This window comes from Candidatus Peregrinibacteria bacterium, from assembly GCA_016220175.1.
Classification (GTDB): Bacteria; Patescibacteriota; Gracilibacteria; order CAIRYL01; family CAIRYL01; genus JACRHZ01.
Genome location: JACRHZ010000060.1, coordinates 1 through 8,398, shown reverse-complemented (window position 1 = coordinate 8,398; position 8,398 = coordinate 1). Strand labels below are relative to the sequence as shown.

The following is an 8,398-nucleotide window of genomic DNA, read 5'->3' as shown; positions in this document are numbered from 1 at the left end:
CTTTGCATGCTTTTTGACTTCTTTTTCTCTCTCTCCAATGCCTCTTTTGTTATTTCCTGATGCGTTATCTCATTTCTTTTCATAAATATGGGGGAAAATTCTCCCATATTATACATCATTATTTATTGGACTCAAGGTAAGCAGATTGAAAGATGATTGCGGTAAAGAATATATGGAGCGGTTAAAAAACCAGTTTGTTTAAATTATTTTAGTAAAAAATAAAAAATGGAGATTTTGATTTATTCGATTTTTTTAAACTTTAACTTTGGGAATCGGCTTTTCTCAGCTATTGATTTTTAAACTTTTGAATTTTTCAGAGGCTCCCAAGGATTTTTTGGATCTTTCCGGCGGTAAATAATTTTCTCCCGTAATCACCGATTTCCCTGTTTTTTCCTCCAGGGCTTTTCTTGCATCTTTCGCAATTTTCCCGCCTTTTTTTGCAGGGATTTTATTCTCCTCAAATCCTTCGGCATCCGTTGTCTCTGCAATTTGGCGCGTGGAAAGTTCCGCAAGTGTCGTAAAGATCAGCTCCGCTTCACTCATGTGATCTCTTAAGTTTTGAGTTTTTAAGCCTTTCAAGTTTTTATGGTCTTTTACGGAGAGATCACTCCATTCCTGATGAATAATGTTGGTTAAAACCGCAAACTCTTTGCCCTCTTTTACTCCATGCGTATCCCAATAATCAGTGAGTTTATTTCTCGTTTCCTGTCCCATCATGCGTTGCTGGATCCATTTTTCACTCCGTCCTTGTTTTTGCCAATATCCACGGCTTCTCTTAATTCCTTTTTCTGGATCAGACATTTCTTGCATTCGTTCATAACCGACTTTTGCAAGCCAGAGCTTAATTGGTTCAGCTTTCTTGCTGGGGATTGATTGAATAAGACGTAAAATTGTTTCTACATCCGCAACATCCGTTTCGCGCATTTTGCCATCAGGAGCTGATAGTTTCAACTGGTTACAATTTGTAACCACTTCACTTCCTTCCTTCACAAGCCGATTTTTTAGCACTTTCCAATAATTTCTCGCATCGGAACTCACTTCCAATGCTTGGATGATATCCACCACAGAAAAATACCACGTCTCTGTTTTTTCATCATACACTCTCCGAATTTTATAAGTTCCAAAGAAAGTGAGTGAAGTTGAAATGTCTTTTTTCATAAAATTTTCAGTGAAATTGAGGAAGAATATTTCCACAATGGAAGTATAGGATATTTCCAAAAATTTGCATGAAACAAAAATTCCATATCCAAAAAATAGGCTTTTACTCTATGCTTTTTCAGATACTCTTCTGTCGACGGACCTCGACGACAGAAAAAATGAAAGTTCAAGTTCAAAAAAACCGATCGAGGAGAGGACTCAGAGGAGCGGAGGTAATGATTAGTAGTCTCCCATTCCGCCCATTCCTCCTCCGGGCATTACTGCTGGTTTTTCTTCTGGAATTTCTACGATCGCAGCTTCGGTGGTGAGGAACATTCCCGCAACAGAAGCTCCATTTTGAAGTGCTGCTCTGGTCACTTTTTTCGGGTCCACAATTCCAGATTTTACCAAATCTTCAATTCTTTCTTCTGCCGCATTAAATCCCATATTGTAGTCCTTCTCTGCAAGAACCTTCTCCACAATAACCGATCCCTCGAGTCCGCAATTTTCCGCAATTTGTCTCAGAGGGAATTCAAGAGACTTGTAAACGAGCATAATTCCGACCCTTATATCAGAATCATGTTCTTTTTCAGCAAGTGCCACAAGAATTTTTCTTGTTTTGAGGAGCGCAACACCACCGCCAGGGAGAATGCCTTCTTCCACGGCGGCATATGTTGCTGAAAGAGCATCTTCAATTCGGTGTTTTTTCTCTTTCAGTTCAATTTCCGTCGCAGCTCCTACCTTGATAATAGCAACTCCTCCAGCGAGTTTTGCAACACGTTCTTGAAGCTTCTCTCGGTCGTAATCAGAAGTCGTATTCTCTATTTCCACTTTGATTTCCTGAACTCTTTTTTCGATATCTTTCTTTGTTCCTTTTCCCTCGACAATTGTCGTTACGTCCTTCGTAGAAATGACTTTTCGGGCTTCTCCTAAATCGTTCACGGTTGCATTCTCAAGCTTTAATCCGAGTTCTTCGGTAATAACCCTTCCTCCAGTGAGGATCGCAATATCCTGAAGCATTGCCTTTCTTCGATCTCCAAAAGCAGGAGCTTTAATTGCGAGAGTGTTAAATGTTCCTCGGAGTTTATTCAGCACCAAAGTTGTTAAAGCTTCCCCTTCCAAATCTTCTGCAATAATGACGAGATTTTTCTTTCCGGCACTAGCGAGCGCTTCAATAAGAGGAAGAATATCCTGGATTGAGGAGATTTTTCTATCAGTAATGAGAATACGCGGATTTTCCATAACTGCTTCCATCCGAGAAGAATCCGTGACCATGTAGGGAGAAATGTATCCGTTGTCGAACTGCATTCCTTCAACAGTTTCAATATCAAGCCCCATGGTTTTTCCCTCTTCTACCGTAATAACTCCTTCTCCTTTCACCTTTTCCATGGCATCGGCAATGAGTTCGCCAATGTCAGGATCTTTTGAGGTAATAGTCCCAACCTGAGCTTTCTCTTCACGAGTCGTCACTGGTTTTTTCTTTTTCTCAAGTTCCGCAACAATTGCTTCAACAGCAACTTCGATTCCTTTTTTGAGTCCCATGGGATTTGCTCCCGCAGCGATATTGCGAATTCCTTCCAAAATCATCGCAGCAGCGAGAACCGTTGCGGTTGTTGTTCCATCTCCGGCAGCGTCTTGAGTTTTTGTTGCCGCCTCTTTTACCATTTGTACTCCCAAATTCTCATACGGATCTTTGAGTTCAATTTCTTTCGCAATCGTAACGCCGTCATTGGTGATTTGTGGTCCTCCATATTTCTTGTCGATCACCACATTTCGCCCTTTTGGTCCCATCGTAACGCGAATAGCGTCAAAGAGCTGTTTTACTCCGGAAAGGAGTTTTTTGCGAGCATCATCTGAAAAAACAATGTTTTTTGCCATAAATTAATAAAATAAAGTGTAAAAAAATAAGCGAGCTTAGAAATGTAAAATTTGAAATGTAAAATGTAAAAACAAATCGTAAATCCTAATTTTTAAACATTTTGACTTAAGAATTAAATATTTTTTTAACATTTTACATTTTCCCTTTAACATTTATTTGGAAAGTACTCCCAAAATATCCTCTTCATCCAGAATGAGATACTCCTTTCCGTCGACTTTCACCTCCGTTGGAGAATACGTCTTAAAAAGGACAACATCGTCGACTTTCACCGTCATTGGCTCATCTTTCTTGCCAGGACCAACCGCAAGAACTTTCCCCTGTTGCGGTCTCTCCTTAGAAACAGTGTCGGGGATGACGATTCCGGAAGCTCTGACTTCCTCTGCAGATGTTGCTTCAACAACAACTTTTTTAAAAAGTGGTTTTATCTTCATGGGAAAAGAATAAAAGGGCAAAAATTATGAGGCGGGATTTAATTAGCACTCATTATTTACGAGTGCTAAAAAATTCTAGCAAAATCCAGAAAGTCGTCAAGAGAAATTTTTTTCTCCTTTCTTCTCAATTTTTTTCAAGAATGGCGTCTACCATAAAAGCGAGTTCACCTCTTGTGAGTTCATAACTCGCATCATAGAGACCTTCGGGGATGATACCAATTTCGAATCCTTTGTCGAGATATGGCTTATACCATGGAACCAGTTCCTTAAATTCTGTTTTTTCTATATCCCACACGGGAATTTCATTTGTGGTGAGGAGGATTTTGCATGCTTCGCCAAGAGTCACAGATGCTTCTGGATGAAAGAATGTATCAGACATTCCCTGAATAATATTGTTTTTTTGAGCAAACCTCACATATTTTCGAAGCCACTGAATTGGTCTCGTGTCAAAGAAATCAAACTTAAAAAATGCTTTTTCGGAATACTGATCAAGTTCCTTCATCATCGCATCATCTCCTTTTTTTTGTTTTCCGATGGCTCTTGCAAGAAGGATCGTTTTTAAAGCTTCTCCGCGCGAAATCTTTTTTTCGGGACGAAAAGTGTCATCTTCATATCCTTCAAAAATCCCCTTATCTTTCATTCTGGAAATGGACTGTTCATAGCGGTGATATGAGATATCGTAAAATACATAATTTAGTGATCCAATCGAAAAATTCCCCTTGGTACCACGAACTTTTTCATTCTGATTTTGAAAGGAAAGAAGAATTTCGCGAAAACTTTCCAGATTTTCATCATACTTCGTATCGAGATCATCATAGACAAAAATATACGCATCTTTCCCATCAAAAGCGTAAATTTTGCTCGTTTTTCGTGTTTTTCCAAAATCTTCGCCTTCGTAGAGATAGGTAAGAGAAACCCCCTGAAGACCGTCCAAGACGACATTGTCATTTTTACTCACCAGCCGGAAATTCGATTCCCATTTATGAGCTTCCAAGAGGTGTTTTAGAAATTCCTCCTGAGAAAGTTTTTTCTCAGATTCAGAAAGCTTCTGATGAAAGACGGTAATATCGGCTTCTACATCTTCTTTGCGGAGGAATTCAACGATAAAATCTTCATCTGATGGGTCTTTATTTTCATGGAGATACCACCCTGGAGCTGTCCCGAGAGAAAAAGCAGGCGTTTTGCGAGTGAGCGTCTGTACAGGGTTTTGCACAATTGGCTGATCCAGGAATGAAAATGTCGTAAAAAGAGACGCGTATTTTTGGAGAGCCTCTTCTTCTTTTTTGAGATCATATTCATAGGAAATAAATATCAAAGAACTTCCATAGGGAATAATGTAGTTCATCGATTTTTGATCCCAGTAGAGATAGGAAATGCGATACGCATGAACGCCTTGGAAGACCTCCTCCACACGCTCATAATTTTTGTACTGTTCTTTATTCTTTTCAAATTTTTTAAAAACTCGTTCTTGTAAATATTCTTTGGTAACTTCGAATGGAAAATCTTTGAGAGTGATATCAATTGCATAATTTTCAGTGTCGATTTTCGATCCCATTACGATGTTATACCGCGATATTTTGTAAAATTCCCAACTTTCAGGAATTTTCACTGTGAATTTCGGATAATACGGATGCGTATATGTTCTCGTATCTTCTGCATCATTTTTCAAGATCAATTTTCTGCGGACTTCTGCATACGCTGCTTCGACATACGCTGGCGGATCTTTCATGTGTTCCTCTATAAAACTCGTTGCTTCATGAATATCCAAGAAGTACCCCAAATCTGTCGCGTCTGCTGAAATACCATATGTCGGAATTCCCACAAAATCTCCTTCCTCAGAAAGTGCCGTTCCGCCAGAATTTCCATAGCTCGTAAGAGTATCTGTTTTGAAGTATCTCAGCTGATTCTTTTCTTCAAATCCGCTGACTTGTCCTTTGGTGATGGTAATTGATTCTCCTCCTATTCCCGGATATCCATGAACAATAATATCATCTCCTTCTTTCAGTTCTTTTTTTGGAGAATATGGAAGAAATTTCAGAAGCGGAATCTCTTTTCCCCGAATATCTTGCTTGTGTATTTGGAGAAGAGCAACGTCCATATCTCGATTTCGAGCAAGGAGCGAAGCAGTATATTCACAAATTGGTTTTTCGGCAGGATCAAAAGTGATGCATATAAAAAATACAGAGAATGCCTTATCTTCCTCTTTTTCCACAACATGGTTATTCGTAATGATGAGTCCTTCGGGACTAATAATAGTCGCAGATCCCGATACGTAAAATTGAACACCTTCATTTTTTGTGTAATCACCAGAAGTGATCATCACCGTTGGGAGCATCTTTTCAAAATCGATAGTCGCTTTTGCCGCACTTGTATTCGGGAAAGAAAGAAGTGCACAGATAAAAAAACTCGAGAAAAGAATGTTCCGCTTCATGAAAATCAGAAAAAGACGCTCGAAGAGTATAGCAGGAAAAGAATATTATGAAATGGAAAATGGAAAGAGCTCATGTGGTTTCGTTCTCATGGTATTTTTGCGATACAATATAAATAGAGGAGACATCAAGTTTTTTTACATTTTATATTCAACATTCTCCATTTTCTATGCTTTCTCTCGATCTCAAAGACCGGTTTGCAGAAATAGCAGATATTCTCGAACTCTCAAACGAAAGTTTTTTTAAGATTCGAGCATATCGAACCGCATCGTCTGTAGTCAGCGGACTTTCTGAAGATATTCTTAAAAATTCCTCTCAAGCAGAACTCAAAAAAATTCGAGGAATTGGAGATGCGATTGCGCAAAAAATTGTGGAGTATCGCGAAACCGGGCACATTGCGGCGCTTGAAAAAATGAAGCAAGGACTTCCCGACGGGATTCTCGAACTTTTAAATATTCCCGGACTTGGTCCAAAAACGCTCAAAAAATTCTGGTTTGAGTTTGGAGTAAAAAATCTTTCTCTGCTGAAAAAATTATTGAAGAGCGGGCAAGTCGAAAAACTTCCTCATTTTGGAGAAAAAAGTGTGGAAAATTTGAAGAAAGGGATTGAGTTTTTCGAGAAAAATGAGCAGAGAATTCCTTATACAGAAGCCAAGGAGAAGGCGGATGAAATTTTGAAGAATATGAAAAAATGCCACGAAATGCTCAAAATAGAAATTGCGGGAAGTCTTCGAAGGAAAAAAGAAATGATCGGCGATATCGACATTCTCGTCTCGAGCGTGCATCCAGAAAAGGTCATTGATTTTTTTCTGAAGCTTGAAATCGTGGGAGAAGTGAATGCACACGGGGAGACGAAAGCATCGATTTTTACCAAAGATCATCGACAAATCGATCTTCGCGTCGTCCCTCCTGAAAGTTTTGGTTCGGCGCTCCAATATTTTACGGGATCAAAAGAACACAATATTCTTCTCAGAAGAATTGCGCTCAAAAAGAGAATGAAACTTTCCGAATACGGCGTATTTCTTGGGGAGAAGAAAATTGCGGGAGAAACAGAAGAAGGTGTGTATGAAATTCTGGGGAAAAAGTGGATTTCTCCAGAAAAAAGACTCGGAAAAGATGAACTTCATGGATAGTTCTTCTTCGAGAAGATGAGTGAGTTTTATATTCTGTTGACGGAGGTCGTCGACACTTTTTTTGCGAAGAAGTAAATTCCAAAAAATATCTTCATTATGCGACTTTGTGAATGTTTTTCGTTTTAATTTTTTCCAAAAAAAACTGATGCCCTTGGAGTTTTTTGGAAAAGAAGTATCATCACGAGTGTCTTCTTTTTGATGATATGACAAAGAATGAATTTCAGCGGCTGATACTCCTCCTTGAGGCATTAGAAATTCACACCAAGTCCTTGCAAAAGAGTTTTGACTCATTTCGTGTGGAGGTTGATGAGAAGTTTGAAGGGCAAGCGCGATCTCTTGAAAAAAAGCTCGATGAAAAATTTGCAAAACATTCACAGTCTCTTGAGGAGAAGCTTGATGAAAAATTTGCAAAACATTCGCAGTCTCTTGAGGAAAAGCTTGATGAAAAATTTGCAAAACATTCACAATCTCTTGAGAAAAAGCTCGATGAAAAAATGGATACATTTCAGATGGAAATGGTGTTTCTTATAGAACACGAAGTAGTCACTCGACTTGATGGAATTTCTGACTCTGTAAAAATGTATACTGATCGGAAAGTTCAGCAGCATGAGGAAAAGTACCACATAGTGGTGTGAGGATTGCGGAATGATGAAAAGTGTGAAAAGAAAGCGGAATAAAACACGCTTGCTTTTTTTATAAAATCTGGTCTAAAGTGTCTATAACTTCTCCAGAGTGATCAATAAAAAAGAACGTAATGAAACTGAGTTTAGAGTAATGCCTATAGAAATTCTTTTGTATGGTGAAGATGTCCCCCTCCAAGTTGCCACAGACAGAAATTCATTTAAATTTAGAAGGAAAACCTCTTTCCCGGGAAGACATAGCGGCTGTTCTTGAAGGGCAAAGGGGAGTTATCTTTGAACTACGAAGATGCTTTGTTTGGAATATTCACCAAATATCATTAGGGGGGAGCGGTATTACAAATAGTACAAATGAAGGAAAAGATTGGAAGAGCTTGATTGAAATAATTCAATACACATCGCAAGTACTCGAGAGCTTACTTGAATGGAGTGGATATGCAGGACAAATGGACAGATGGGATACGGGAGATATCATTATTTCTTCTATTTATGCATGTGGTGGTGGTGCATATCCATTCCTTGTCCCTGAGTTAGTTACGGGTTGTATAGAAGAAATGACAGATGCTTATCCTCAGCACAGCAATTTCTTCCCAGAGTCTTCTGGTTGTAGCCTAGTATTATTTCCAATAAATAATTTCGTGTGATATACTTGGGACGATATTTTTCTTGATACGCATGAAAAAATATATCGTTCATCTTTCTCAAAAGGAAAAAATACAAATACAGAAAATATTACAAAAAGGAAAGCATTT

General features: G+C 38.7%; 7 protein-coding genes. 3 read left to right on the top strand and 4 right to left on the bottom strand.

The window, feature by feature from the left end; all coding sequences use genetic code 11:
- Window positions 1-282 precede the first annotated feature (282 nt).
- From HZA38_05030 to HZA38_05015, 4 genes are all read right to left on the bottom strand, one after another.
- Entirely contained in the window at window positions 283-1,158 is an 876-nt protein-coding gene (locus HZA38_05030; GenBank protein MBI5414846.1) for a hypothetical protein, read from the bottom strand.
- A 219-nt stretch (window positions 1,159-1,377) separates the two neighbouring features.
- The gene (groL, locus tag HZA38_05025; GenBank protein ID MBI5414845.1) at window positions 1,378-3,015 is read right to left on the bottom strand and encodes a chaperonin GroEL; all 1,638 of its coding nucleotides are present in this window, start codon (window positions 3,013-3,015) and stop codon (window positions 1,378-1,380) included.
- 153 nt (window positions 3,016-3,168) lie between these two features.
- The gene (locus HZA38_05020) at window positions 3,169-3,447 is read right to left on the bottom strand and encodes a co-chaperone GroES (GenBank protein MBI5414844.1); all 279 of its coding nucleotides are present in this window, start codon (window positions 3,445-3,447) and stop codon (window positions 3,169-3,171) included.
- Window positions 3,448-3,571: 124 nt separating this feature from the next.
- Window positions 3,572-5,878 carry a trypsin-like peptidase domain-containing protein gene (locus HZA38_05015; protein MBI5414843.1) on the bottom strand — a complete coding sequence of 769 codons (2,307 nt, stop codon included), beginning with the start codon at window positions 5,876-5,878 and terminating at the stop codon, window positions 3,572-3,574.
- Between the two features lie 167 nt (window positions 5,879-6,045).
- Here HZA38_05015 and HZA38_05010 point away from each other — a divergent pair, with 167 nt between their 5' ends.
- The 3 genes from HZA38_05010 (at window position 6,046) to HZA38_05000 (ending at window position 8,290) form a co-directional block, all read left to right on the top strand.
- Window positions 6,046-7,008: a helix-hairpin-helix domain-containing protein gene (locus HZA38_05010; protein MBI5414842.1), complete on the top strand. Its 963-nt coding sequence runs from the start codon at window positions 6,046-6,048 to the stop codon at window positions 7,006-7,008.
- 203 nt (window positions 7,009-7,211) lie between these two features.
- Window positions 7,212-7,643, top strand: a complete 432-nt coding sequence (locus HZA38_05005; protein ID MBI5414841.1) for a hypothetical protein — start codon at window positions 7,212-7,214, stop codon at window positions 7,641-7,643.
- 170 nt (window positions 7,644-7,813) lie between these two features.
- Complete coding sequence (locus HZA38_05000; protein ID MBI5414840.1) at window positions 7,814-8,290, top strand: hypothetical protein; 477 nt, start codon at window positions 7,814-7,816, stop codon at window positions 8,288-8,290.
- Window positions 8,291-8,398: the final 108 nt, after the last annotated feature.

What these genes read in the sequence shown, in the direction of transcription:
- HZA38_05005 (MBI5414841.1), top strand. Translation starts at nt 7,212, where the DNA reads ATGACAAAGAATGAATTTCAGCGGCTGATACTCCTCCTTGAGGCATTA.
- HZA38_05010 (MBI5414842.1), top strand. Translation starts at nt 6,046, where the DNA reads ATGCTTTCTCTCGATCTCAAAGACCGGTTTGCAGAAATAGCAGATATT.
- groL (MBI5414845.1), bottom strand. Translation starts at nt 3,015, where the DNA reads ATGGCAAAAAACATTGTTTTTTCAGATGATGCTCGCAAAAAACTCCTT.
- HZA38_05030 (MBI5414846.1), bottom strand. Translation starts at nt 1,158, where the DNA reads ATGAAAAAAGACATTTCAACTTCACTCACTTTCTTTGGAACTTATAAA.
- HZA38_05000 (MBI5414840.1), top strand. Translation starts at nt 7,814, where the DNA reads ATGTCCCCCTCCAAGTTGCCACAGACAGAAATTCATTTAAATTTAGAA.
- HZA38_05015 (MBI5414843.1), bottom strand. Translation starts at nt 5,878, where the DNA reads ATGAAGCGGAACATTCTTTTCTCGAGTTTTTTTATCTGTGCACTTCTT.
- HZA38_05020 (MBI5414844.1), bottom strand. Translation starts at nt 3,447, where the DNA reads ATGAAGATAAAACCACTTTTTAAAAAAGTTGTTGTTGAAGCAACATCT.